This is a genomic window from Azospirillum endophyticum, assembly GCF_016595245.1.
Taxonomy (GTDB): Bacteria; Pseudomonadota; Alphaproteobacteria; order Azospirillales; family Azospirillaceae; genus Azospirillum; species Azospirillum endophyticum.
On the sequence record NZ_JAENHM010000058.1, the window covers coordinates 63,594 to 86,668 of the forward strand.

The window sequence follows — 23,075 nt, forward strand, 5'->3', positions numbered from 1 at the left end:
GGCACCGTCCGCCCCTTCTCGCGACACTCCGATCCACCCGGATCGGAGTGTCCGCTTCGCCACCCTTTGACGGACACGGCCTTTACGCTTCCGCTGTTGACCTAAAGCGGACCATTACTCACGCTCGCAAAGCGCCAGATTCTAAGGTTCATCTGCACAGAACTCGGAGCCATCACTTGTGCAGGCGCCTTTCGACCAAGGCGCGATCGTCGTGCCAAGCCGCGTCGCGGTCGTAGAAGCGCGCCAACTCGTTCAGTAACCGGGCGGTGAAGGGATACTCAGCCGCGACGGCTGCCGAGGCATCCCGATAGCCCTTCGCAATGTCGCGCTCTTGATCGCCGCCTCGACCACGCCACACCACGCCGCGGGCGTTCTTCTTACCGATCATCATGCCACTGGCCAGCCTGTCGGTGCCCAGGTCCTCAAGCACCTCTCGCACGGTCTCATGCGGCCAGAAGCCATCCGATCCGACCGGGCTATGGGAGAGAAGTTGTCCGATTTGGCTGTCGGCGATCTCGTCACGGCCAAAGTCGCGAGCCAGGGCGCGGGCGTTGACGATCCAGTCGCGCATCTTCTGGCCGTCGAGTTCGCCCTTGTCATTCATCCCGGGCAGGCGTCGCGCCTGGGAAAGCATGGTATAGGCAGACTGCGCTCGTTTCTGCGCCAGCTCCGGGTTATCGGTCTTCAGCTCCGGTGGGTCTTCTTCCTCGTCCTTGCGGCGGAATGTCAGGGCGAGGGCCTGCACGAACAACGAGGGCGACTCGGAAAGCTGACGTTCGAGGTTGCGGATGCCGTGCTTCGTGTCACTGAGACCATCAATGTACAGAAACTCCAGGCCGGCCAGGGCGTCAGGGTCGGCGTCCGATCGCTCGGACAGGACATCGAAGGCTTCCGACAGATCATGCTGCGATAGAGGGTAGTGCCCGGTCGGCTCGGCATCGATCGTGGCGACCTCGGTCAGTAGCCGCATCAGGCGGTCAGTTGTCAGGGTGCCAAAGGCCATGTGGACCGTGGCGAATGCGGCCCGCGGCCGGCGGGCATCCAGCAAGTGGCTGGCCGCTTGGTTGACCTCGTCGCCGTCCTCACGAAACAGCGGACGCGGGTTGACCTCGGCCCAGTAGCGAGCCCGCTCCTCAGTCGGGAACGCGTCTAGTCGCGACCAGGTTTCAGCCCCGAACGGCGAACGCAGCACGAGGCGGTGGAGGCCAGCCGCAGTGTAGCGATTGCCGCCGGTAGGGCGGCAGGCGGCATCGAAAACCCTTGCGCGATCATCCGAGGTCAGGCTCCAGAGCAGGCCCGACAGACACTGGTCCATCGCATGGTCGGCTGGCCCTTCCGCGAGCTCGGCAACGACATCGTCTATCTCAACCGGTGTCAGGATTTTCGTCAGGATGCTGCCGATGATGGACGCAGCGTCGCCGAGGCGACAAAGCTGACGAACGCCCTCAAGACCCAGCCCTTGCCACACCTCGGTCAGGGCTTCGCGCCTACGCTGCTCAATCCGCGCCTCCCGCTGGCGGAAGTCGAGATCCCCGTCGTGGAGCTCTTCAACGGACTCCCGCACCCAGTGCTGCGCAAAAAGCCACTGATGGCGCCAAATCAGATCGCTGGGCAGCAGTGCGTCAAACACCTCGCGCGCCTGTACTGACACAGGCGGTTCCCCGTCACGCGGCTGCTTCGGCGCGCGCACCATTGTGGAGCGGCGGATTTGTTCGCGTAGCTTGGACTTGGCCGCCTCTGGAGGCGATGTGGCCAGCCAAGCGCGGATGGCCGACCAGACCGCATTCTGGTCATCGGGAATCCCGTCCAGCCGTTCGACGAGATCGCCCAAGGTGTGCTCGTCGTGGTTCGGCCAAGCCAACGCGATGTCGAGCGCTCGCCTAGCTGTCTGGTAGGCTTCGTACCGTGAGACCGGCTCTCCGGTGCCGGCGGCGTCGGCGCGCCACTGCGGCCGGGAGCTGTGATGACCTATGGCGGCGCGGCGGTCAAACTGGTTGAGGCAGATGCGCCAGCCGATCGCGGGATGACGATGGCAGAGCCGTTCGAGTGCCGCGATCCTCGCCTCCACTGGCGCGGCGGTCTGCGGCATCCAGCACCGGAAGATGGAGGCGAGCGAATTCTCCGGCTTGTTGACCCAGTTGTCGCTGATCTTGATCTCCGCCAGCTTCGCCAGCAGTTCGACCACTTGGCCCAGCCGGTCAGGTTTCCAGGCTAGGGCCTCCAGTGCCCACAACAGACCCGTGCGGCCGGGCCAAGAAAACGGACCCGGCCCTGTCGGTTGCAGCAGTGCGTGAATCTTCGGCTCGGAACTGCGCAGATCGCCGTCGACCAAGCCGAGGAATACCTCGGGAGCGGCTTCCGCATAGCGCGGGAGGTCATGCTGTTGGGACTGCCAAGTCGCGCCGTCGAGGGGCGTCAACAAGTCCCGGATCAGCGCGTTGACTTGGCCGACCACGTCGACCCCCAGGCGCGTCCTGAAGAGGTTGTCGCCGTGCACCGACAGCAGGACGAGGGTTTCGCAGAGGCTCCGGCGCAAGGCCCCCGAGTGGCGCCGCGTCTTATCGTAGATCGCTGCGCACCACTTCTTGTCCTCAGGTAGGTCCAGGGCGGGATCGGCCTCCGACAGGACGACCCGGGCGACGTCGAAGAAGCGGCGGAGGTGCGCGGGCGTTATGTGGCGCTGCAGGGCATAAAAGGCGTCAGTCTTGGAGACCACGCCCCGCATCCGGCCGATGGACCACAATGGGCTGTCCGCCTCACCGACCCACTCAGCCACAGTGGCTTCTGCGTCGTCATAGGGCTGGGCAACCATGGCATCGACCACCGCCTGGTCGGCCGGAGAGCCCGAGTCCCAAGCGCCCACCAGCATCAACGGCACCAGCCGCCGCGCCGCGTTGGCATCATCCGCCCAGGGCGGCGACCGCAACGCAGGCAACTGCGCCAAGCGGCGGCGGAGAACCGTCAGGGACCGACCGGACTCTCGGTCCAGCCGTTCGACGTCGATGTGCCCGAACCCCATTTCACCAAGGCCCCCACGGAACGTCTCGTCCTCAACCAAGTCCATGGTGAAGTCGGCGCTGTCTTCGACGCCGTTGCGGTGGGTTACCACGATAGTGTGGTGGCGGTGGAAAACATCCTCGGCCTGCGACTCGACCGCCGTGGAATCGATGATCGCGGTGAACCCAGAGGTCGCCGCCATCAGCTTGGACAGCGCCGCAGGGCTCTTGACGACGACGGCGCGCTCGCGCGCGCGCCCGTCTTCAAGTGCACCGGACTCGAATGCACAGGCCAGAAGGGCCAGACCCTCCGCCGTGGAATCAGCCACCACCGTGAACGGCCGCTCGGGGGGGCTGCTAAGCCAGCTACTTAAGAGATAAGCGGCCGACGAGGCTACGGCCTTGAACAGGCTCTTGCTGAGCGGCGGCTCGGCGGCGTTGGCCCACCGGCTCCAGGCAGCTTTAAGATCGAGAAGATCGGTGTCCTGAAGCGGCAGGCGGTCGCCGAAAAACGCTTGGCCGGGGATCGAGGTTTCGACCCACTGCTCCAGATCGCTGGCGTCGTAAGCCCGGACTCCCCTCCACTTCATTTCAGCGGCCTTGGCCGCGACCCAGGCCGTCTTGCCGGCCCAGCGGCGTGGCGTCACGAAGACGAAGGTCAGGCCTGCCCGCTCGGCGGCGCCGAGCTCCTTGGTCCTGGCTGCGTAGTCGTGCTCGGCCTTCTGGGCAGGGTCTTGGTTGACCCCGAACTCCCATCCGGAATTGCCAAGGGGAATCCAAGGCGTCGCGGCGTCGGCCTGGACGAACCCGTCCCAGCCGTGTCGCTGTGCATTCTCAAACGCTGGAAAGTCGAGTTGAGTGAGGCCTTCGCCGGTCGAGTAGACCAAGCGGCGCAGGAGCGCCGCGAGTTCGTGGCGCGCATCAATTCTGTCGGCCCAGGCCTCGATCTGCATGGCCTTAATCGACAGGACGCTTGGTGCATAGGCGCGCACCGCAATCTCAGGCTCACGGGTCTGGGCCTGCGCTCGGTCGTAGGTGGCTTGGCGGCGCAGCAACTCTTCGCTGTCGCAGCCGAAGGTCTTCTGCAGCCTGACCGCCATTTGCGCCGACAAGGCGGCCTTGCAGTTCAAGAGATTGGACAGGGCTGGCCGACCCACGCCCAATTGCTTCGCCGCGGCCGTGACAGTTAGGCTTGCTGGCAGGACCTGCTGGCGGATGTAGATGCCGGGATGAGGTGCTTCAGACTCATTCATAATCATCATTGTATCGTGTAACGCTACGCGATACAATGAGTGCTGATTGCCGGGGATGGATCTGGTAGAAATCCGGCTGCTCATGTCCACTCCTAGCGCCAAACCGACTCTTGGTGAGCCGTCCGACAATCCGGGAAACCGCAGTTTGATGGCCAGCCGCCAAGCTGTCCGGAAACCCGCTTCGAGGATGGTTTCCCAGACACATAGTTTGTCGGACGGGTTTCCGGACAAGGAGAATAGGCTGCCCGAGAGAGAGCGACGACCTCCTTCGGAGCGGTCGCCGCTCCTTTTCCCGACACCCTTTGGACAGGCTGATTCTATCCTGCACGTCGCTGGACGAGCGAAGGCTTCGATTGCCGCCGTCCCGGCTGCTGTCTTCCGAAACAGGCATCGGCGGGAAGATCTGCTTTTCGAACACCGCGGCAGGACCGCTGCCATCAATGCAGGCCCTGCCCGACCGGGCGCGGACCTTCGCTCGATGGCCGGCGCGACGGGCCGCGCAGGGGGCGGTGTCCGGTTCCGGCCTCCCTCAAAGATTGTGCATCATCCTTACGGGATCACCTTCGGCCTGTACACGCCAAGATGGATGATGCCTGAGTGAGCGGATTGCGGGAAACGACCCTGCGGCGAAGATGTGCGCGCTTCTGCAATAATAAGCTGACGGAGCGCACGCATGGCGACTATCTGGGGTACCGCTGGGAACGACACCTTGACGGGCAATGCCGAAGACAACACCATCGGCGGCGGAGACGGCGATGATCTGTTGACCGGAAACAGCGGCCGCGATCTGCTGATGGGCGGCGACGGGAACGACACGCTCGCCGGCGGCGGCGGCAACGACTGGATGCAGGGCGGGGCCGGAAGCGACCATTTCGTCCTGGCCCCCGGCGGCGGCTGGGACTACATCGCCGACTTCCAGGCCGGCGCCGGCGGCGACGTGCTGGACCTGACCGCCTACACCGGCATCGCCGGCCTCCAGGACGTGCTGTCGAGAGCGACCGCCGAGGGCAGCGACACCATCATCACCTTCAGCGCTACCGCCAGCCTGCGCCTGCAGGGCGTGGCCCTGGCCAGCCTGACCGCCGCCAATTTCCGGCTGGCCGGCGGCGAGCCGTCGGGTCCGCTCCCCGCATCCAACACCATCACCGGCACCGCCGCGCGCGACCTGCTGAGCGGCACCGCCGCCAGCGACGTCATCATCGGCGGCGGCGGCAACGACTGGATGGTCGGCGGCGCCGGGTCCGACCACTTCGTCATCAATCCCGACGACGGCTGGGACGCCATCGGCGACTTCCAGGCCGGTACCGGCGGCGACGTGCTGGACCTGCGGGGCTGGAGTGGCCTGAGCTTCGAGGCGCTGGTGGCGTCTGCGACCGAGAACGCCGACGGGCTGAATTTCGTCTTCAGCGGCAACACCGGCGTGCAGCTGGTCGGCGTCACCAAGGCGTCGCTGACGCGCGAGAACGTGCTGCTGTCCGGCGGCACCTCCGGCCCGAATCCCGCCGGTCCGTCCGCGCCGCTGCTGTCCTGGGGACCGGCCGGTTTCGACGCGACGGCCATGTCGCGCATCGTCAAGAACAGCGACACCGGCAGCGCCGACCAGGCCGTCAACGTGGCGGCGATGTCGGCCGAGGGCCGTTACCTCGCCTACGGCGTCAAGTCGCTGGACGCCGCGACGCCGCAGCAGCCCTATGCCCACTACAGCGTCGACCTGTACCTGAAGGATCTGCAAACCGGTGCGGTGTCGAAGATCGACCGGGTGGGGGATTCCATCTACAGCACGCCGTTGTCGCTTGCCATGTCCGATGACGGATCGGCCATGGCCTATAGCGACATCCAGTATGGCGGGTATTTCGGGATGGGCGGCCCGAGCGAGGTGCGGATCCGGGATCTCGCCACCGGGAACACCGTCGCCGTCGGCAACGGGACCAGCGTACCTTTCAACCTCATCCTCTCCGGGGACGGGGATGTGGCCGCATTCCAGAGCAAGGCCTACCGTGGCTTCAATGGGCTGCCCACCATCCATTACGACACGGACACCGGCACGAAGACGAACCTCGGCGACACGCAGAACGGGCTGAGACCGCTCGGCACTCCCGCGCTGTCCGCGGATGGCAACACCCTGGTCTTCGCGCGCTACAACGACGTGCCGGCCGACGTGCCCGGCGGCATGCAGACCCGAACCGACCTCGTCGTCCGCAACATGGGAAGCGGCGCCGAAACCCTTTTCGAGGTGAGCGGCTATGTGGACCTGTCCGCCCCCATCGACCTGTCGGCGGATGGGCGTTTCGTCCTGTTCAGCCGGATACAGGGCGGCAGCGTCAACATCCTCGACACCGCGACCGGGGCCGTCGAGCTGGTCAGCGCGGCGGCGGACGGCACGGCGGCCAACGGCATCAGCAGCGCCGTGAAATTCAGCGCCGATGGGCGGTCGGTGGTGTTCTCCAGCACCGCGACCAACCTCGACGCCGGCGATACCAACGGGGTGGCGGATTTCTACGTCAAGAACCTCGACAGCGGCGCCGTCCGCCGCATCACCGCCGCCGACGGATCGGATCTGGGCACCGGTTACGACGTGCTCACCCTGACCTCCGACAGCGTCGCCTATCTCGGCACGAAGCACTCGACCGCGTCCGGCGAGGCGAACCAGGTCCGGGATGTCCTCGCCATCGACCTCGACCGGCTGCCGGAGGACAGGCTGGCCGGCAACGCGAACACCGTCGACCTGACCATCGGTGGGCTGGCCGGCGGCGGGCTTGCGGCCGGGGCGGGCCATGACGCCGCCGTCTCGGTCTCTGTGGCCTGGGGCGATGGGCAGACCACCACGCGGGCGGTGACGGACGGGGCCGGCAGCCTGTCGGTGAACCACCTCTATGCCGGCGGCACCTTCGCCGGCACCGTCACCCTGACCGACGCGCAGGGACGGACATCGGGCGCCGCCTTCCGTGCCCAGGTGGCCGACCCGTCCGCGGCGGCGGGCGCCGCCCTGACCGGTGACGGCGGCACCGACCTGCTGGTCGGCGGCCGCTTCGCCGACACCCTCACCGGCGGGGCTGGCGACGACTATCTGTCCGGAGGCCTGGGCGACGACTGGCTGAGCGGCGGCGACGGCAGCGACGTGCTGGTGGGCGGGGCCGGGTCCGACACGCTGACCGGGGGGGCCGGGGCCGACCTCTTCGTTTTCGGCGCGCGCAGCGGCATCGACGTCATCACCGACTTCGACGGAGCCGGCGGCGACCGCCTGCGGATCGGAGCCGGGCAGGCTTGGACGGTGGAAAGCCTGGGCGCCGATGCGCTGGTGCGATTCAGCCCGTCCGACGGCGTCCAGTTGGCGGGGATCCGGGCGGATCAGGTTTCGGCAGGCTGGTTCGTCACCGGCTGATCCGGGCAAAGGGCATCGCCGTTCCGCCCGACAGGCGGCGATGCCCGGGATCGGGATTCCACCGGGAAGCCGTCATCAGGCCCGTCGTGGCGCACGCCGCGGTCTCAGCGCCTGTAGGTCGGCCGTGGCAGCGGCAGGGGGGCCGGGTTCAACGCCACCCAGTCGACGGCGAGCGCACGAAGCCGGACGGTGTCGTCACCGATCCTGCCCTTCGCCTCGGCGATCGTCCGGTCGGCTTCCGACAGCGCGGACTCGGGCAAAGGCGTGGCGGAGCGGATGTGGTGCAGGAAGGCGTCGGCCATCTTCCGATACTCCGCATCCCAGTTGACGCCGCCGTTGCGTTCGAGTTCGTCGTTGATCCTGCCGGCGATGCGGATGACCTCGCCCTGGACGGTGGCCGCGGGACCGGCCGATGGCACCAGCAGGTCCCAAAGCTCCCGGTACCGGTCCTCCCAGCGGACCGCCGTGGCGACGACGGGCGATTTGCCGTCATGCATCACCCGGCGCGGAACCGGCGTCACGCCGAACAGCGCATAGAGCCGGTCCAGCGCCGCACTCGTCGCCTCGACGTCGTCGGGGTTGTACCCGGCGCGATGGAACTCGAACTGCTTGCCGATGCGCTCCACCAGCGCGGCGATCTCCGGCGTCGCCACGCTCCCGTCGTCATCGCCCTTGCCGAAGAGGCGGCCGAGCAGGGATTTCGGCTTGGCCGCTGCCGGCCGGCGTCCGGCGGCCACCAGCACCTGGGCGACGGCCTCCACCCGCCTGATGTCGCTGTTGGCGCAGCGCAGCAACGCATAGGCCAGCGGCGTCTGGCCGCTGCCATTCAGCGCGTCGACACGCGCGCCATGGGCCAGCAGCAGCTCGACCGCCCGCAGATTGCCGACCGCGGCCGCCTTGTGGAGCGGCGTGCCGCGGGCAGCCTCGCCGCTGTGCACGTCGGCGCCCAGCTCCAGCAGGATCTCGATCCGGCCTTGCCAGTGGCCGGAGCGTGCATGGAGCGGGGTGTCGCCGTAACTGTCGGGCGCAGAAACATCCGCGCCGTGATCGACGAGCCAGCGGGCGAGCGCGTCGGGACAGTCGTTGAAGGCGAGGGCGGTCTGCTTGAACACCCCGCCGCGGGCATTCATGTCGCAGCCGTCGAAAACCGCCTTCAGCGCCTCGACGTCCCCCGTCTCCAACAGGGTCTCGAAGTCCTTCGGCAGCGTCTTTCGTTTCGCCTTCGCCATTGCAACGCTCTCGGATCTGAAGCGGGACGGCAGGATGCCTGCACATCGGCCCTGCCGGTCGCCATTCATTTGCCGATCGCCGGCTTCCTGTCCAGGGGCCGCCGTCAGTTGCGTTCGATCACGCCTCGCCAGTGACGATGAAGCGCTGCGATGTCACCGCTGGTCAGGATCGGCATGGCATCCTGCAACTGGTCATCGGACCAGTCCCACCACGTCATCTCAAGCAGCAGCGCGACAAGGGAGTCATCGAAGCGCTTCCGGATCACTCTCGCGGGGTTCCCCCCGACGATCGCATAAGGGGCGACGTCTCGCGTCACCAGCGACCGTGTGCCGATCACGGCGCCGTCGCCGATCGTGATGCCGGGCATGATGATGGCCTCCGAGCCGATCCAAACGTCATTGCCGATCACCGTATCGCCTGCGGGCCGATAGCCGTTCTGCGCGCCAGCGAATGCCGGCACCTCGGGCATCCAGAAGAAGGGAAAGGTGCTGATCCAGTCGCTCCGGTGCCCTTGGTTACCCGCCATGATGAAGGCTGCGCCGGATCCGATCGAGCAGAAGCTGCCGATCATCAACTTGTCGACGCCGTCGTCCGGGAGAAGAAACCGGGCGCAGTCATCGAAACCGTGGCCGTGATAATAGCCTGAATAATAGCTGTATCGGCCGACCGAGATGTTCGGATTGGTGACCTGCATCTCCAGCCGGATGCCCTTGAAGGGGCTTTCAAAAAAGTTCGTCATGGAGTCACTCACTGCATCTGAGCCGCAGACCATGCGGCGTCCTGCCTGCGCGTGGGCGCAGACATCCAACGCGGGCCACCTTCGAGGGGGCTCGCGTCAAGGCTCTTCGCGTCAAGCGTGCGAGAGCGCGATGCAGATGGGACTTGGGGCCGCTTTCATGACGAGGGTGTATAGAAGGGATCGATCGGATCGCCAAGGGCGCAAGGGCAGTATGCAGGGTGCATGACAGCCCGAAACCGGCCCGATGTCCCACGCCGATGCTCAAGCCGGGCTGGCTGATCCCGCGGCGAAACGACTGATGCAGGCATCGAGCGACGCCGTGGTCACCTCATGATAGACTTCCGTTCCCGCTCGACGGACGACGGAAATTTCGCGGCGGTCGCCGAGATCCGCGATTTCGGCGACAAATCCACCCGCTATGGCAACCGCAACGCTCAACAAGGCACCCACGTCAAAGGCCCCCCTGGACAAGATGCCGCAGGGTGGTCCGGCCGAGTTAATGGTCGATGAACATACCTTGGTATGCCACCGCCTTACCCACAAATAGCCCAGTTCGTCAGCCTATCCATCATGATGGATGACTGGTGCCGTCGCGCGGAAACGCTGGTTGAAACCAGGCCGACGGCCCGAACCGACCCTTCGCCGCCGCCTGTCTCGCAAGGGATCGAAGTTTGGGACGGCGCGCGCAGGAGGCGGCATGCCCTCCGGTCGCTAAACCTCCTCCTCCTCCAACCCATCGTCCCCTTTCGATGCATCATAGGCATGCTGCGCTCTTTCCATCGCGGGGCCGTTGGCGAGCGACCAGTTGTAAAGGGCGGCGAAGGGTTCGCGCAGCGAGCAGCCGAGATCGGTGATCGTGTACTCGACGCCGATCGGCTGCGTCGGCAGGACTTTGCGGCTGACAAGGCCGTTGCGCTCCAGACGCTTCAATGCCTCGGACAAAGCCTTGTGGGTGATGCCGTCGAGGCGGCGCTTGAGGTCGTTGAAGCGCGCCGGCTGCGTGCAGAGGACGCTCAGGATCAGCACCGTCCACTTGTTGGCGATATGTTCGAGGATGGGACGCGTCGCGGTGACGTCGAGCGGCAGTTCGAGCACGTCTTTGGACATGGGTATACACCACGATATCTGAGCACCATCTGGTGCGTTCTCGTAATTAGATATAGGAATGATAGCCGTTCGTCATCACCAGCGATGTAAGGACGTATGGGCAGGCTTTCAGGAAAGATCGCCGCCGTGCGCTCGTTGGCGCGGACCTGGGCCAACGAGCTGGCGCCCCGCAACATCCGCGTCAACGTCGTGGCACCGGGACCGACCGACACCGCCATGATGGCGGCGGCGTCCGACGAGGTGCGCGAGACGCTGAAGACGCTGATCCCGCTCGGCCGTATGGGCCGTGCCGACGACGTGGCCTCGGCCGTGCTGTTCCTCGTCGGCGACCAAAGCAGCTTCATCACCGGGGTCGAGCTGCCGGTCGACGGCGGCATGGCGCAGGTCTGATCGGCACTGGCTGCCGAACGATATGATGCGGCCCCGGCGGGCGCTCGGCGCCGAGCGGCCCGATCATGGTCGGCGTCTCGAATCCGCTTGGCGACGTGGCGGGCGGCGCTTCGAAGTCCTACACCAGCTCGGCGAGCGCGGCGGCGTCGAAGTCCTTCAAGGCGCTGCTGTTGCCGGTCCGTACCTTCTCCACCCAGGCCGGATCGGCGATCAGGGCGCGGCCGACGGCGATCAGGTCGAACTCATCGCGCTCCATCCGCTCCACGAGTTTGTCGAGCTTGGCGGTGGACGAGCCCTCGCCGCCGAACGCGCCCATGAAGTCTCCCGCAAGGCCGACCGAGCCGACGCTGATCGTCGCCGCGCCGGTCAGCTTCTTGGCCCAGCCGGCGAAATTCAGGCCCTGCTCGCCATCGATCTCCGGGAACTCGGGCTCCCAGAACCGGCGCTGCGAGCAGTGCAGCACGTCGACGCCGGCCTCCACCAGCGGAACCAGCCAGTCGGCCATGAGATCGGGCGTCTCCGCCAGCCGCGCGGTGAAGTCCTGCACTTTCCACTGGCTGAGACGCAGGATGATCGGGAAGTCTGGACCGACGCTCGCCCGGACCGCCGCGACGACCTCCGCGGCGAAACGCGCGCGTTCGCCGATCGTGGCACCGCCGTAGCGGTCGGTCCGACGGTTGGTGGCGGCCCAGAAGAACTGGTCGAACAGGTAGCCGTGCGCCCCGTGCAGCTCGATGGTGTCGAAGCCGAGACGCTTCGCGTCGCCGGCGGCGCGGGCAAAGGCGGCGATCGTGTCGGCGATGTCGCCATCGCTCATGGCGACGCCGCGCTCGATTCCCGGTGCCTGCAATCCGGACGGGCTTTCGACGGGCGAGTCCGGCACCCACTCCGTCAGGAAGCTCTTGAGCGCCCCGGTGTGCCAAAGCTGCGGGCCCATTCTGGCACCGCCATCATGAACCGCATCGATCACGCCCTTCCAACCCGCCAGTGCCGCGTCGCCGTGGAAGAACGGGACGCCCGGGTCGTTCCGCGAGGCCGGCCGATCGATCACCGTGCCTTCGGAGAGGATGAGGCCCACCCCGCCGGCCGCCCGACGGCGATAGTAAGCCGCATGCGCCGCACCGGGGATTCCCTCCACTGCAAAGCTGCGGGTCATCGGGGCCATGACGATGCGGTTCGCCAGCTCCATGGCGCCGATCCGGAACGGGCGGAACAGGACATCAGTAGCAGTCATCAGAGACCATGCCTCCTGTGGAAAGACCTCCAAGATATACAGGGGACATTAGGTTACAAGAACGCACTTAGGGGCGCCTAGGTATATGCAAGTAAACCTCTCCAACGGCGTCCGGCCCGTCACCATGGGTATGGTGCTCCTGGTGAGGGCGGCGTCGTGGTCGATGCCGGGGTGTGCAGGACCTGGAGGACGCAGTGGCCGGCCGGGAGCGGCGGCTTGTGATGCAAAGCCGCCTCTGTCGGGGCTTCAGACAGGGGCCGCGTTCATTCGGGCAACCCAGCCAGTCTCAGCCCCTCCGCAAACCGCGCGAGATCCTCGGGCCGGTGGATCGGCAGCCACTCCTTGAGCGTGGAGACGCGCAAGGTCGGATCGAGCGCGCGCAGCCCCCGCATTGCCTGCACCGCGTCCGTTATCCGCCCGGCGAGGGCGTGGCTCGCCGCCGTCAGGGCGATGGCGACCAGCAGGCCGGGCAGGTTCCCCAGCGCCTTGTCCGCCCAGGCGGCGGCGCAATCGTAGCGACCGGCGAAGAAATGCGCGAGCGCCGTTCCCGCCTGCATCCGGAACATCTCCGGATCCAGCGGGCTCAAGCGGACGGCATGGGCGAAATGCTCGCTTGCGCTTTCCGTTTCACCGCGGAAGGCGCGCAGGTAGCCGCCGAGGAACCAGGCCGGGGCGAAATTGGGGTTGAGCAGCACGGCCCGGTCGATGAGCGCGATGCCGCCATCGAGATCGCCGGCGAAATGGCCAAGCGCGTGCCCGGCCCTTGTCAAGGCGACCGCGTCGTCGCGGCCGAACTCCACCGCCAGCCGCGCCAGCCGCACCCCCTCGGCGATCTCCCGGGGCCGGTCGGTCATCCAACCGTTCACCTTGCGCCAGAGATGGCACCAGGCCGCCCCGCCATAGGCCGATGCGAATTCCGGGTCGAGTTCGGTCGCCTTGTGGAACAACGGCAGCGCCGCGTCGATCGCCTCGCGGGTTCCGCTGTGCAGCTTCGCCATGCCGCGGAGATAGTAATCGTAGGCGTCCAGGCTTTCCGTCGGCTTGCGCTTGGCGCGCTCGATCTCCGCCCGCTCGAGCTGCGGCAGGATCGCGCCGACGACGCTTTCGGCGATCCGGTCCTGCAGTTCGAAAAGGTCGTCGAGCATGCCTTCGAAACGCTCCGCCCAGAGATGCGTCCCGCTCGTCGCGTCGATGAGCTGCCCGGTGATGCGCACCCTGTTCCCGGCCTTGCGGACGCTGCCTTCGAGCACGTAGCGGACGCCCAGCTCGCGGCCGACGTCCGTCACGTCCACCGCCCGGCCCTTGTAGGCAAAGCTCGAATTGCGCGCGATGACGAACAGCCAGCGGATGCGCGACAGGGCGGCGATGATGTCCTCCACCACGCCGTCGGCGAAATAGTCCTGCTCGGGGTCGCCGCTCAGGTTCTGGAAAGGCAGCACGGTGATCGAGGGCTTGTCCGGCAGGGCTGGTCCAGGCGGTGTCTCCCCGGTCGCGCCGCCTCCGACCGCGCCGCTTCCGATCGTGCCGCCTTCGATCGTGCCGACGAAGCGGAACCCCTTGCGGGGGACCGTGCGGATCAGGCGCTGCTCGTCGCCGCTGTCGCCGATGGCCTTGCGGACCGCGTTGATGTGGCTGGTGATGGTCGATTCCGAGACGATCCGTCCGTTCCACACCGCCTCCAGCAGGTCGTCCTTGCTGACGACGCGGTCGTGGTTGCGGACGAGATGCAGCAGCAGGTCGAAGACCTGCGGACCGACGCCCACGATCTGGCCGCGCCGGGTCAGTTCCCGGCGCTCCTGATCGAGCACACACTCTGCGAAGGTGAACCGCAAGGTCGCCATCTCCCCGGGGCCGATCATCCCCGGCTCCCTGTCCGGGGCGAGGGGCGATCGCTGCGTTCCAGTGATAGCACGGCGGCGCATTGCTTGGACGGAAAAGCAAGCGGTCTTGAAGGGCAATCCAAGCCCGCCGCAAGGACTTCCCCGGTAAGCCCGGGCACTCTCCATCCCATCGGCGGCGCTGGTTCCCGCCGGGAAAAGCGGAGAGACCCCATGAAGATCGTCGTCATCGGAGGCACCGGCCTCATCGGATCGAAGCTGGTGAAGACGCTGCGCGAACGCGGCCACGATGCGCGCGCGGCCTCCCCGAAGACGGGGGTGGACACCATCACCCGCGAGGGTCTGGCCCAGGCGATCGACGGCGCCGCCGTCGTCGTCGACGTGGCGAACGCGCCGGTGTGGGAGGACAAGGCCGTCCTCGACTTCTTCGAGACCTCGGGCCGCAACCTGCTCGCCGCCGAAGCGGCCGCCGGCGTCCGCCACCACGTCGCCCTCTCGATCGTCGGCAGCGAACGGCTTCCCGGCAACGGCTATTTCCGGGCGAAGGTCGCCCAGGAAAGCCTCATCAAGGCGTCCGGCATTCCCCACACCATCCTGCGCGCCACGCAGTTCTTCGAATTCGTCGGCGGGATCGCGCAGTCGGCCACCGTCGGCGGGGAGATCCGCCTGTCGCCGGCGCTGATCCAGCCGATCGCCTCCGACGACGTGGTGGCGGCACTCGCCGACGTCACCCTCGCGCCGCCGGCCGGCGGCACGCTCGAAGTCGCCGGTCCGGAGGCGATCCCGCTCGACGAGCTGGTCCGGCGCTTCCTGCTGGCGACGAAGGACGCGCGCAAGGTCGTGCCGGACATCCACGCGCGCTACTTCGGCGACGTTCTCGACGATCAATCCCTGACCCCCGGCCGGAACCCCCGCCTCGGCGCCATCCGCTTCGAGGACTGGCTCGGCCGGCAAACCGGGCGCTGAAGGACTTCGAAGACACCCCCGCGGCGGCCATGGGCCGGCGAAGCGGGAACCGCAACCGACTATATCCAGGAAAGGAAAAGGACATGGCACGCTTGGCTTGGCACGAGGTCGCGCCCGACGGCGCGAAGGCTCTGTTCGGCGTTCATCATTACGTGACGAAGAGCACCGACCTGCCCGAGGACCTGATCCATCTGGTGTTCCTCAGGGTCTCGCAGATCAACGGCTGCGCCCACTGCATCGATCTGCACAGCCGCGACCTCCGCAAGACGATGTCGGTCGACAAGGTCACGCTGGTGCCGGTGTGGGAGGAGGTCCCGCATTTGTTCTCCGATACCGAGCGCGCGGCCCTGGCCTGGGCCGAGGAGGTGACCCGTGTCAGCGAAACCCACGCGTCGGACGCCGCCTATGCGGCGGCAGCGGCGGCGTTCGAGCCCAAGGATCTGGTCGATCTCACCATCGCCATCGCCGCGATGAACGCCTTCAACCGGCTGGGCGCCCCCTTCCGTCTGCCGGTGGCCGCCAAGGCCTGAGCGGATGCGGCGGGGAGCGTCGGCGATCGGCGGCCGGTCACACCCAACAGGGACTGAGGAAATGGACAGGATCGAGGGCAGGGGGGCCGCCGTCGCCGACGCAAGCGCTGCCGACGCAAGCGTCGCCGGCGAGCGTTCCGCGGTCGGCGCCGACGCGGCGCCCCCCGGCAAAAGAAGGGCGGCCGGCGTGCTGCTCTGCCTCGGCGCCGTGCTGGCCGCGGCGGGCGGGTGGATCTGGGCCGGTTCGAACGGCGGGACGGCGACCGACAACGCCTATATCCGCAGCGACGTGACCTCGCTCGCCCCCAAGGTTGCCGGCTATGTCATGACCGTCGAGGTCGCGGACAACCAGACCGTCGGGGCCGGCGACATCCTGTTCCGGATCGATGACCGCGATTACCGCGCGCGGCTTGCCCAGGCGGTGGCCAACCGTGACGCCGCCCGGGCCCGGCTTGCCGACGTCGATGCGGAGACCCGGCTTCAGCACATCCTGATCCGGCAGGCCGAAGCCCAGGGACGGTCGGCCATGGCCGAGATGACCCTCGCGGCCAAGGCCTACGACCGCCGCCGCGACCTGATCCGCGGCAACGCCGTCAGCCAAGCCAACCTCGATGAAAGCGCCGCGGCGCGCTCGAAGGCGGAGGCAGGCGTGTCGGCCGCCGCGGCGACGGTCGAGGCCCAGCGGCAGCGCCTCGCCGTGCTTGCGGCGCAGCGCGACGCCGCCGTCGCCGCCGTGGCGCAGGCCGAGGCCGCGCGTGACCTCGCCCGCATCGATCTCGACAGCACCGTGGTGCGCGCGCCGGTCGGCGGCGTCATCGGCAACCGCCAGGTCCGCGTCGGCCGCCTCGTCGCGGCGGGCGCCTCCCTGCTCGACATCGTTCCGGTCGACGATGTGTGGGTGGTGGCGAACTACAAGGAAACCCAGCTCGAACACATCCGGCCCGGCCAGCGCGCCCGCGTCACCGTCGACGGCTATCCGGACGGGACGCTCGACGGCGTGGTCGACAGCCTTGCGCCCGGCAGCGGGTCGGCCTTCAGCCTGCTGCCCGCCGACAACGCGACGGGGAACTTCGTTCGCGTCGTCCAGCGCGTGCCGGTGAAGATCCGGCTTGTCGGCAACCGGCTGCCCGGCCGCCTCGTGCCCGGCCTGTCGGCACGTGTCGAGATCGCCAAGGGAGATGCCCAGGGAGACGACCAATGACCATGGCCTTCACCGCCGCGCCGGTCCGCGACGGGGCTGCGGCCGAGATCCTCCTCGTCGCCGGCATCCTGCTGGCCGCGCTGACGGAGGCGGTCGCCGGCACCGTCCTGTCGCTCGGACGCGGCGCCATCATGGGCGACACGCACGCGACCCCCGACGAGTTCGCCTGGCTGGACATCGGATACACCACCCTCAAGCTCATCGGCTTCCTGGCCGCCCCCTGGCTGATGACCCGAATCTCCCCGCGCGGCGTGGTCGCCGGCTCGACCCTGGTGATGGGCCTGGCCTGCGGCATCGCCGCCCTGACCGATCGGCTGGACCTGCTGGTCGCCCTTCGCGCCATCCAGGGCTTCGCCGGCGGCACGCTGCTCGTCGGGGGACAGGCGATCCTTTTTCTCGCCTGCACCCGGTCGCGCCAGCCGGTCCTTCAAGCCCTGTTCGCCATGGGAGCCGTCGTCGCTCCCGCAACCATCGCCCCCGCTTTCCAGGGATGGCTGCTCGACAGCCAATCCTGGAGCTGGATCTTCTTCAGCGTCGTTCCGCTGGCCTTGGCCGCCGCCGGACTTCTGCTGATCGCCGACGGGCCGATGCCCGCCGCGACCGCGCCCCGTCCTTTCGATGGGGTCGGCTTCGCCCTGGTCGCCGTCACGCTCTTCTGCGTCACCTGCGTCCTCAGCCAGGGCAGCCGGTGGGACTGGTTCGAGGAGCCCTGCATCCTGTGGCTGACCGTGACCGGCGCCGCCGCCCTGGCGGTCTTTCTGGCCCAGCAAGCCTCGATGAAGGGCCGGGGGCTGCTCGACGTCTCCCCCTTCGCATCGGACGCCTTTTCCTTCGCCTTCATCGTCAGCTTCGTCGCCGGAGCCGCCCTGTTCGGAAGCGCGTTCCTGATTCCGTCCTTCGCCCTGTCCGTCCTGGCCTTCACCCCCACCGAGGCCGGCCTGCTCCTGCTGCCGAGCGGCGGGCTTTTCATCGGCTCGCTCCTGATGGCCGCCTTTCTGATCCAGGTCCGCCGCGTCCCCCCCTTCGCGACGGTGCCCTTCGGCATCCTGGCGATCATGGCCGCCATGTGGATGCTGTCCGGCTCGACCGCGCAGAGCGGTGCCGGCGACATGATGGCGATGATCCTGCTGCGCGGCCTGGGCCTCGGCTTGCTGTTCCTGTCGATCACCTTGATCGCATTCGGCAGCCTCGACCGCCGGTCTCTCGCGGCCGGAATCGGCCTCTTCAACATGGGGCGCCAGCTTGGCGGCCTGATGGGAGTCGCGGTGCTCCAGACCCTGATCGACCATGACGTCGCCGCCAACGCCGCGGTCCTCGGCGCCAACGTCACCGCGGGAGGCGCCTTGCTCATCGAGCGGCTGACGACCAGCGCAGCCGCGCTGACGGCGAAGGGGCTGGAGGCGGCGGCGGCGGGCCGGGCCGCGACGAGCCTTCTGGGCCGATCGGTGACGGGTCAGTCCACGGTGATCGCCTTCGACACGGCGTTCAACGCCGTCGCCCTGCTCTTCGTCATCGCCGCTCCCGTGCTGATCGGCATCAAGATCGGCCTTTCCCGCCGCAGGATGGCGCGCGGCGCGTTATCGCCGCGCCGGCAATGAAGCCCGATAGTCGAGGCGAGCGCCGGCTGTCAGTCGCGCGCTATCGGCAGCCCCGCGAGACACGGAGCGTAGGCGGCGATCCTGCGGGAGATGAACTCCGTGAAGAGCCGGACGCGCTTCGTCTTGCGTGTCTCCCCCTGTGTGAGAATCCAGAGCGTTCCGTACAGGTGCAGGTCGGTACCCGGCACCCGCGCCAGCAGGGGATCGGCATCCCCGACGAAGCACGGCAATGTCGTGATCCCGAGCCCTTGCCGGACAGCGGCGATCTGCGCCGCGGCGTCCGTGATCCTGAAGGGAGCCCCCGTGGTGGGAACCTCGCCCTCGCTGGCCCAGTCCGGAATGCCATGCATGCTTATGACGATCCACCGAAGGGGCTCCGGCGCGCCCGCCCGCGATGCGGCCAGTCGCTCGCGGGACATGTAGACCCCGCCGAACAGTTCCGGTCCCTTCGAACCGTGAAGATTGAGCGGCAGGGTTTGGCGATCGTAGACGACGCGGATCGCCACGTCGGCCTCTCGGTTGGTCAGGTTTGCCAACGCGCCGGACGACAGGATTTCCATCTCGATGTCCGGATGCCGACGCGCGAAATCGGCGAAGTCCGGCATGAGCAGGTGTGTCGCGAGGATCGGTGTCAAGGTCACCCGTAGAAGCCCGCGCACGCCCTGGTCGCGCCCGAAGACGCGCGTCGCCAGCTGGTGCGACGATGCCTCCATCTGGATCGCGAGTTCGAGGACCTCCTCGCCCGCAGCCGTCAGGCGGTAGCCTGCAGGCAGCTTTTCGAACATCTGCGCCCCCAGGCGGTCCTCGAACTGGGCGATGCGTCGCAGTACGGTCGAGTGGTTCACGCCCAGCTGCCCCGCGGCAGCCCGCACCGAGCCCCCCCGCGCGGTGGCAAGAAAGTAACGAACGTCATCCCAGTCGATCATGGTGCATTTCCGCGCCGAGGGCTACGCCTTCCGGAGCCCGTTCTACCACGCCGACCTCCGGTCCGCACGATCGTCGCGGCGCAGGATCGTCCGGCTGGATGGTTTTCGCACCACCGATGTGCGCGGTTCCGCACTGACCTCCCGGCGACCGCCGGCCCATGTTGAGGCTCTCGGGGGAGCTGCCCCGTGCAGCCGAAGCCCTGGGAAGGCGCAACGAAGGATGCAGGACATGACCAGATTGAAGGGAAAGACCGCCGTCATCACCGGCGGCGCCACCGGCATCGGCCGCGCCGCGGCAAAGCGATTCATCGAGGAGGGCGCCGTCGTCTTCATCTTCGGCCGCCGCCAGGAAGCCCTCGATGCGGCCGTGGCGGAGCTTGGGCCCAAAGCCCGTGCGGTGGGGGGCTCGGTGTCGGATGAGACCGACCTCGATCGCCTCTACGCGGCGGTGAAGGCCGAACGCGGAACCCTCGATATCGTCTTTGCCAATGCCGGGGCTGGAAGCCCGCTTCCGCTCGGCCAGATCACCGCCGGCCATATCGACGAGACCTTCGACACCAATGTGAAGGGGACGATCTTCACGGTCCAGAAGGCGCTGCCGCTGATGGGTGAGGGCGGTTCGATCATCCTGACCGGATCGAGCGCCGGCACCACGGGCGCTCCGGGATTCACGGCCTACAGCGCGAGCAAGGCGGCCGTGCGCAACCTCGCGCGGAGCTGGGCGGCGGATCTGAAGGGCAGCGGCATCCGGGTCAACGTGCTGTCGCCCGGGGCGACGGCGACCGAACTCGCGAAGGAGGCGTTGGGCGAGGAGGGCCAGAAGGCCTACGGTGCGCTCACCCCGCTCCAGCGCATGGCCGATCCGGCGGAGATCGGGGCGGTTGCCGCCTTTCTCGCCTCGTCGGACAGCAGCTTCATGACCGCCAGCGAAGTCGCCGTCGACGGCGGCTTGGCACAGCTCTGACACGCGGATCCGGCCGGGCGTTCCGTTCGATCATCTGGTGCGCTCCGGTGTTCGGCAAATCAAGGGAGAAGATATGAGCTACGCAATCGTCGGCTTCGGCAATATCGGCCGAGCCCTGGCCAAGGCATTCGCCCGCAACGGCATCGACGTGGCCGTCGCGACCACGCGCGACCCCGCAAGCTTTGCAGCCGACGCGGCCGCGATCGGACCCGGCGTCATTCCCAAGACGCTGGCGGAAGCGGTCGAGGCGGATGTCATTTTTCTGGCTGTCCGTTTCGGGGCGCACCCGGATGTCGCGAAGGCACGTCCCACCTGGCAGGGCAAGACCATCGTCGACGTGACCAATGCCTATGGCGTGGACCCTGAGGATCTGGGAGACCAGCCCTCGTCCCGGTTCGTCGCGCAGGCCTTCTCCGGTGCGAAGCTGGTCAAGGGCTTCAACCACCTGATCGCTGCGAAACTGGCCCAGGATCCTGCCCTGCCGGGTGGAAGGAGGGTCGTGTTCCTGGCGAGCGATGATGAAGACGCTGCGAGGGAGATTGGGGCGCTGGCGGAGACGCTTGGCTTCGCGCCGATCGAGCTCGGCGGGCTTTCCGAAGGCGGACTGCTCGTGCAGGGGCGCGGAAACAGCTGGGGCCGGTTGATCTTCAAGGATCTGGTCGAACTCGACGGATGAACACGACCGTTCTGCGTAACTGGTCGATGAGTCGCCCCGGCGCGGACGCTCCCTTTCATGGCACAATGGCCGGCTCGCACCATTCCCAGAGCCGACGGGAGGGCGAGAACGGATTCCGTCCAGCTTTCCGTTCACGCTGAATCATCCGATCAGCCGCATGCATCAGCACAGGGTCCGGAGCACCGGCAGATGCCGCGACCGATTCCAGGTCGCTCGACCGGAACGAGCGACCACAATTCATCCTCGCCAGCGTCGCCGTCCCGACTTCCGCCGGCACGTTGCACTCCCCGCTCCACATCGATCCCTCTCCCTTTCACCACCTTTCAATTACCCACATCCGGCCGGGCGGCCGGTGATGGTGGCCTCCGCCTCGAACCAGGACGATCTCCAGCCTGTTGACATCGAACGATGCTCGGGAGGTGCCGATGGCCACGGGACCCAACGCCTGGATCGAGGATGAACTCGCCGGCTGCCACTTTGCCGACGAGCGGTTGGGGCGACGCTTGAGCACGTTGCTCGATCAGATGGCCGGGGCGATGGGCGACAGCATCCCCTTGGCCTGCCAGGACTGGGCCAACACCAAGGCGGCCTACCGGTTCTTCGCCAACGACCGGGTAAGCGAAGCGGACATTCTCGCCGGCCACTTCGACGCGACCCGCCAGCGGGTCGCCGCGACTACCGGCCCCCTCCTGGTGATTCAGGACACCACGGAGTTCTCCTTCCAGCGCGAGCATCCCGAGAAGATCGGTCAGACCGTCCGGGTGAACAGCGGTCAGGACCAGGAGGGACGGTTTCGAATGCACACCGTGTGTGGGCTGCTGATGCACGCGAGTCTGGCAGTCACGACCGAGGGCCTGCCGCTGGGCCTCGGTGCCGTCAAGTTCTGGACCCGGACCAAGTTCAAGGGCACCGCCGCATTGAAGAGGAAGATCAACCCGACGCGGGTTCCCATCGAGCAGAAAGAGAGTGTCCGCTGGTTGGAGAACCTGCGCCGGACCACGGAGCGGTTCGGCGATCCGGCGCGCTGCATCCATGTCGGGGATCGCGAGAGCGACATCTACGAACTGTTCTGCTTGGCTCAGGAGTTGGGCACCCATTTCCTGGTGCGGACCTGCGTCGACCGGCTCGCCCTTGGCGGCGATACGACCGTCGACGCCGTGATGGACGAGGTCGCCGTTCAGGGCGTGCATGCCGTCACCGTCCGAGATGGTCAGGGCCGTGTCGGCACGGCGGAGGTCGAGCTGACCTATCGCAGCCTGCGGATCTTGCCGCCGATCGGGAAACAGAAGCGCTATCCAGCACTCACCCTGACGGTCCTGCATGCCCGGGAACGGGAGGCGCCCGTCGATCGGCCGCGCATCGACTGGAAGCTCCTCACCGATCTGCCCGTCCTCACCCAGGAAGCGGCCATCGAAAAGCTCCGCTGGTATGCGGTTCGATGGAAAATCGAGGTCTTTCACAAGATTTTGAAATCGGGGTGCAAGGCAGAGGAGGCGAGGCTCCGAAGTGCCGACCGCTTGGTCAAATTGATCGCCGTCTATTGCCTCGTGAGCTGGCGAGTTTTCTGGATGACCATGATCAATCGATCGGCGCCGGATGTCGATGCAGGGGTCGTCTTTACAGAACGCGAGCAACTGATCCTGGATTTCCTGGTCCCGAACAAGGCTCCCAGCCTGCCCGGCAGCAACACCCTGGGCATCTACCTCACCAAAGTTGCCAAGCTCGGTGGCTATCTCGCCCGGGGCTCCGATCCACCGCCGGGGAACACGGTCATGTGGCGGGGTATGTCTCGCCTGATCGATATTGTCTTGGGTTCAGAGATCGCGCCGCAGCTTGTGGGTAATTGAAAGTTTCACCACAGCGTTACGAAGTCGAGGATATGCTTCCCACGGCTGCGATGACGGTAGCCCCCGATGGCCCGGGGCAGGAAGACCGCTGCGGCAGCGCTGTCCAGCACGGGAATGAGCTCCAGGATTGCCAAAGCGGCGTGACAGCGTGTGGTGGGCTCCACGTTGTCAGCGTTCCTTTTCGCGACATTCTGTTCC

At 67.1% G+C, this 23,075-nt stretch carries 16 protein-coding genes; 9 read left to right on the top strand and 7 right to left on the bottom strand.

Annotation, left to right across the window (positions count from 1 at the left end; genetic code table 11):
* Positions 1-172: 172 nt before the first annotated feature.
* A complete protein-coding gene (locus tag JHL17_RS18805) occupies positions 173-4,333 on the bottom strand; it encodes a HigA family addiction module antitoxin (RefSeq protein WP_247893654.1) in 4,161 nt (1,386 codons plus the stop codon).
* A 589-nt stretch (positions 4,334-4,922) separates the two neighbouring features.
* On the opposite strand from JHL17_RS18805, the gene JHL17_RS18810 reads away from it, so the two are divergent.
* A complete protein-coding gene (locus tag JHL17_RS18810; RefSeq protein WP_200195351.1) occupies positions 4,923-7,631 on the top strand; it encodes a PD40 domain-containing protein in 2,709 nt (902 codons plus the stop codon).
* A 104-nt stretch (positions 7,632-7,735) separates the two neighbouring features.
* Here JHL17_RS18810 and JHL17_RS18815 read toward each other — a convergent pair whose 3' ends face one another.
* The 3 genes from JHL17_RS18815 to JHL17_RS18825 form a co-directional block, all read right to left on the bottom strand.
* Positions 7,736-8,860 carry an ankyrin repeat domain-containing protein gene (locus tag JHL17_RS18815; protein ID WP_200195352.1) on the bottom strand — a complete coding sequence of 375 codons (1,125 nt, stop codon included), beginning with the start codon at positions 8,858-8,860 and terminating at the stop codon, positions 7,736-7,738.
* Positions 8,861-8,964: 104 nt separating this feature from the next.
* On the bottom strand, positions 8,965-9,600 hold the full coding sequence (gene catB, locus JHL17_RS18820; protein WP_200195353.1) for a type B chloramphenicol O-acetyltransferase: 636 nt from the start codon (positions 9,598-9,600) through the stop codon (positions 8,965-8,967).
* A 711-nt stretch (positions 9,601-10,311) separates the two neighbouring features.
* The gene (locus JHL17_RS18825) at positions 10,312-10,707 is read right to left on the bottom strand and encodes a winged helix-turn-helix transcriptional regulator (protein WP_200195355.1); all 396 of its coding nucleotides are present in this window, start codon (positions 10,705-10,707) and stop codon (positions 10,312-10,314) included.
* A gap of 96 nt (positions 10,708-10,803) precedes the next feature.
* Here JHL17_RS18825 and JHL17_RS18830 point away from each other — a divergent pair, with 96 nt between their 5' ends.
* Positions 10,804-11,097 (top strand): SDR family NAD(P)-dependent oxidoreductase, encoded by a 294-nt coding sequence (locus JHL17_RS18830; RefSeq protein ID WP_200195356.1) that lies wholly within the window; start codon positions 10,804-10,806, stop codon positions 11,095-11,097.
* A 118-nt stretch (positions 11,098-11,215) separates the two neighbouring features.
* On the opposite strand, the gene JHL17_RS18835 is transcribed toward JHL17_RS18830, so the two are convergent.
* Both JHL17_RS18835 and JHL17_RS18840 read right to left on the bottom strand, forming a co-directional pair.
* The gene (locus tag JHL17_RS18835; protein WP_200195357.1) at positions 11,216-12,331 is read right to left on the bottom strand and encodes an NADH:flavin oxidoreductase; all 1,116 of its coding nucleotides are present in this window, start codon (positions 12,329-12,331) and stop codon (positions 11,216-11,218) included.
* A gap of 263 nt (positions 12,332-12,594) precedes the next feature.
* On the bottom strand, positions 12,595-14,190 hold the full coding sequence (locus tag JHL17_RS18840) for a winged helix-turn-helix domain-containing protein (RefSeq protein ID WP_247893655.1): 1,596 nt from the start codon (positions 14,188-14,190) through the stop codon (positions 12,595-12,597).
* A gap of 192 nt (positions 14,191-14,382) precedes the next feature.
* Between JHL17_RS18840 and JHL17_RS18845 the strand changes: the two genes are divergently transcribed.
* The 4 genes from JHL17_RS18845 (at position 14,383) to JHL17_RS18860 (ending at position 18,464) form a co-directional block, all read left to right on the top strand.
* Positions 14,383-15,135 carry an SDR family oxidoreductase gene (locus JHL17_RS18845; RefSeq protein ID WP_200195359.1) on the top strand — a complete coding sequence of 251 codons (753 nt, stop codon included), beginning with the start codon at positions 14,383-14,385 and terminating at the stop codon, positions 15,133-15,135.
* Positions 15,136-15,218: 83 nt separating this feature from the next.
* Positions 15,219-15,665 carry a carboxymuconolactone decarboxylase family protein gene (locus JHL17_RS18850; RefSeq protein ID WP_200195361.1) on the top strand — a complete coding sequence of 149 codons (447 nt, stop codon included), beginning with the start codon at positions 15,219-15,221 and terminating at the stop codon, positions 15,663-15,665.
* Positions 15,666-15,726: 61 nt separating this feature from the next.
* A complete protein-coding gene (locus tag JHL17_RS18855; protein WP_200195363.1) occupies positions 15,727-16,866 on the top strand; it encodes an HlyD family secretion protein in 1,140 nt (379 codons plus the stop codon).
* The gene (locus JHL17_RS18860) at positions 16,863-18,464 is read left to right on the top strand and encodes an MFS transporter (RefSeq protein WP_200195365.1); all 1,602 of its coding nucleotides are present in this window, start codon (positions 16,863-16,865) and stop codon (positions 18,462-18,464) included. Before JHL17_RS18855 ends, JHL17_RS18860 begins: the two co-directional genes overlap by 4 nt.
* 29 nt (positions 18,465-18,493) lie before the next feature.
* Here the strand turns inward: JHL17_RS18860 and JHL17_RS18865 are convergent, their stop codons facing one another.
* Positions 18,494-19,390, bottom strand: coding sequence for a LysR family transcriptional regulator (locus JHL17_RS18865; protein WP_200195367.1), 897 nt, complete (start codon positions 19,388-19,390; stop codon positions 18,494-18,496).
* 229 nt (positions 19,391-19,619) lie between these two features.
* Between JHL17_RS18865 and JHL17_RS18870 the strand changes: the two genes are divergently transcribed.
* From JHL17_RS18870 to JHL17_RS18880, 3 genes are all read left to right on the top strand, one after another.
* Positions 19,620-20,354, top strand: a complete 735-nt coding sequence (locus tag JHL17_RS18870; RefSeq protein WP_200195369.1) for an SDR family NAD(P)-dependent oxidoreductase — start codon at positions 19,620-19,622, stop codon at positions 20,352-20,354.
* A gap of 73 nt (positions 20,355-20,427) precedes the next feature.
* Positions 20,428-21,030 (top strand): NADPH-dependent F420 reductase, encoded by a 603-nt coding sequence (locus JHL17_RS18875; RefSeq protein WP_200195370.1) that lies wholly within the window; start codon positions 20,428-20,430, stop codon positions 21,028-21,030.
* Positions 21,031-21,455: 425 nt separating this feature from the next.
* Positions 21,456-22,877 carry an IS4 family transposase gene (locus JHL17_RS18880; RefSeq protein WP_200195371.1) on the top strand — a complete coding sequence of 474 codons (1,422 nt, stop codon included), beginning with the start codon at positions 21,456-21,458 and terminating at the stop codon, positions 22,875-22,877.
* Positions 22,878-23,075: the final 198 nt, after the last annotated feature.

Bases quoted from the DNA above. Each gene is read 5' to 3' on its own strand.
- JHL17_RS18805 (WP_247893654.1), bottom strand. From the start codon at position 4,333: ATGAGCAGCCGGATTTCTACCAGATCCATCCCCGGCAATCAGCACTCA.
- JHL17_RS18810 (WP_200195351.1), top strand. From the start codon at position 4,923: ATGGCGACTATCTGGGGTACCGCTGGGAACGACACCTTGACGGGCAAT.
- JHL17_RS18815 (WP_200195352.1), bottom strand. From the start codon at position 8,860: ATGGCGAAGGCGAAACGAAAGACGCTGCCGAAGGACTTCGAGACCCTG.
- catB (WP_200195353.1), bottom strand. From the start codon at position 9,600: ATGACGAACTTTTTTGAAAGCCCCTTCAAGGGCATCCGGCTGGAGATG.
- JHL17_RS18825 (WP_200195355.1), bottom strand. From the start codon at position 10,707: ATGTCCAAAGACGTGCTCGAACTGCCGCTCGACGTCACCGCGACGCGT.
- JHL17_RS18830 (WP_200195356.1), top strand. From the start codon at position 10,804: ATGGGCAGGCTTTCAGGAAAGATCGCCGCCGTGCGCTCGTTGGCGCGG.
- JHL17_RS18835 (WP_200195357.1), bottom strand. From the start codon at position 12,331: ATGACTGCTACTGATGTCCTGTTCCGCCCGTTCCGGATCGGCGCCATG.
- JHL17_RS18840 (WP_247893655.1), bottom strand. From the start codon at position 14,190: ATGATCGGCCCCGGGGAGATGGCGACCTTGCGGTTCACCTTCGCAGAG.
- JHL17_RS18845 (WP_200195359.1), top strand. From the start codon at position 14,383: ATGAAGATCGTCGTCATCGGAGGCACCGGCCTCATCGGATCGAAGCTG.
- JHL17_RS18850 (WP_200195361.1), top strand. From the start codon at position 15,219: ATGGCACGCTTGGCTTGGCACGAGGTCGCGCCCGACGGCGCGAAGGCT.
- JHL17_RS18855 (WP_200195363.1), top strand. From the start codon at position 15,727: ATGGACAGGATCGAGGGCAGGGGGGCCGCCGTCGCCGACGCAAGCGCT.
- JHL17_RS18860 (WP_200195365.1), top strand. From the start codon at position 16,863: ATGACCATGGCCTTCACCGCCGCGCCGGTCCGCGACGGGGCTGCGGCC.
- JHL17_RS18865 (WP_200195367.1), bottom strand. From the start codon at position 19,390: ATGATCGACTGGGATGACGTTCGTTACTTTCTTGCCACCGCGCGGGGG.
- JHL17_RS18870 (WP_200195369.1), top strand. From the start codon at position 19,620: ATGACCAGATTGAAGGGAAAGACCGCCGTCATCACCGGCGGCGCCACC.
- JHL17_RS18875 (WP_200195370.1), top strand. From the start codon at position 20,428: ATGAGCTACGCAATCGTCGGCTTCGGCAATATCGGCCGAGCCCTGGCC.
- JHL17_RS18880 (WP_200195371.1), top strand. From the start codon at position 21,456: ATGGCCACGGGACCCAACGCCTGGATCGAGGATGAACTCGCCGGCTGC.